Here is a 1,669-nt window from a genome sequence, read left to right on the forward strand (position 1 = left end):
TTGGCGTCCCGGGCGGCAGCGGCCTGCACGGTGCGCGCGCGGTCAGCCGCGGAAATACCGGTGGTCACGCCCTCGGCGGCCTCGATGGACACGGTGAACTTGGTGCCGAAGCCCGAGCCGTTGCGCGGCGCCATCAGCGGCAGCTTCAGCAGCTCGCAGCGCTCGCGGGTCATCGGCATGCAGATCAGCCCACGGGCATGCTTGGCCATGAAGTTGATGTGCTCGGCCTTGCAGCATTCAGCGGCCATGATCAGGTCGCCTTCGTTCTCGCGGTCTTCGTCATCCATGAGGATGACCATCTTGCCTTGGCGGATGTCTTCAACCAGTTCTTCGATGCTATTGAGCGCCACGCGGCACCCCCTTGGGTCAGGATTTGAGGTAGCCGTTGGCGGCCAGAAAACTTTCGGTGATGTTACCCGGCTTTTGTGGGGAGCCCGGCTCTGCGGCCTTGTCGCCCAACAACAGGCGCTCCAGGTAACGGGCCAGCAAGTCGACTTCCAGGTTGACCCGGCGACCTGGCCGGTACGAGGCCATGATGGTTTCGCTCAGGGTGTGGGGAATGATTGTCAGCAGGAATTCGGCGCCATCCACCGCGTTGACCGTCAGGCTGGTGCCGTCGACGGTGATCGAGCCTTTGTGGGCGATGTACTTGGCCAACTCCTTCGGCGCGCGAATGCGAAACTCCACGGCCCGGGCGTTATCCGTGCGCGAGACCACTTCGCCAACGCCGTCCACGTGGCCGCTGACCAGGTGCCCGCCCAAGCGAGTGGTGGGGGTCAGGGCTTTTTCCAGGTTGACCGGGCTGCCGCTCTTGAGGTCATTCATGGCCGTGCAGTCGAGGGTTTCGCGGCTGACGTCCGCCAGGAAACCGTTGCCTGGCAATTCGACGGCCGTCAGGCACACGCCGTTGACCGCAATGCTGTCGCCCAACTTGACGTCGCTCAGGTCGAGCTTGCCGGTTTCGACGTAGACCCGCACATCGCCGCCCTTGGGGGTGAGTGCACGGATGCTGCCGATGGATTCGATGATGCCGGTAAACATGGAGTCCTCCTCGAGAACAGGCCGCCGCTTGCGCGAAAGCCGGGAATTATACGCTCGCCTGCGCAACGGGAACGGCGATGACTCGCCAGTCATCGCCCACGGCGCGGATTTCGGTGATTTTCAGCTGCGGGGCGTCCTTCATCTGCGCCAGCGGCCAGTCCAACAGCGGCCGCGCCGAAGAACCGAGGAACTTGCCGGCGATGAAAATCTGGAACTCATCGACCAACCCTTGCTGGGCGAAAGCCCCCGCCAGGCGCGGACCGGCTTCCACCAGCACCTCGTTGACGCCACGACCCGCCAGCTCCACCAGCAGGCGATGCAGATCGACCTGACCGTCATCGCCCGCCACGATCATGCATTCGGGGCCGTTGGCGTATTGTTCTTCTACCGCCATGCAGGTAGCGACCAGCGCCGGGCCGGCCTTGAAAAACGCTGCATCCAACGGCACCCGCAGACGACCGTCCACCAGCACCCGCAGCGGCGGACGGCTCATGACCAACGCCGTCTGCTCGGCATCGAGCCCCAGCTCATCGGCACGCACGGTCAGCCGGGCGTTGTCCGCCAGCACCGTATCGGCGCCGGTCAGCACCACACTGGCCTGGGCGCGCAGGCGTTGGACCGCCGAGCG

The 1,669-nt window shown here is 64.8% G+C and carries 3 protein-coding genes; all 3 read right to left on the minus strand.

The genetic code is table 11. The annotated features are described in order from the left end of the window. The coding region (locus CFII68_RS25620) for a 3,4-dihydroxy-2-butanone-4-phosphate synthase (protein WP_018600193.1) at positions 1-350 on the minus strand (350 nt) is incomplete at its 3' end. A 16-nt stretch (positions 351-366) separates the two neighbouring features. After that, positions 367-1,041, minus strand: a complete 675-nt coding sequence (locus CFII68_RS25615) for a riboflavin synthase (protein ID WP_018600195.1) — start codon at positions 1,039-1,041, stop codon at positions 367-369. A 46-nt stretch (positions 1,042-1,087) separates the two neighbouring features. Then, positions 1,088-1,669, minus strand: a 582-nt coding sequence (locus CFII68_RS25610; RefSeq protein ID WP_018600197.1) for a RibD family protein, incomplete at its 5' end; no start/stop codon positions are given.

Origin of the sequence: Pseudomonas sp. CFII68, assembly GCF_000416195.1 — a bacterium.
Taxonomy (GTDB): domain Bacteria; phylum Pseudomonadota; class Gammaproteobacteria; order Pseudomonadales; family Pseudomonadaceae; genus Aquipseudomonas; species Aquipseudomonas kilonensis.

Bases quoted from the DNA above. Each gene is read 5' to 3' on its own strand.
- CFII68_RS25615 (WP_018600195.1), bottom strand. From the start codon at position 1,041: ATGTTTACCGGCATCATCGAATCCATCGGCAGCATCCGTGCACTCACC.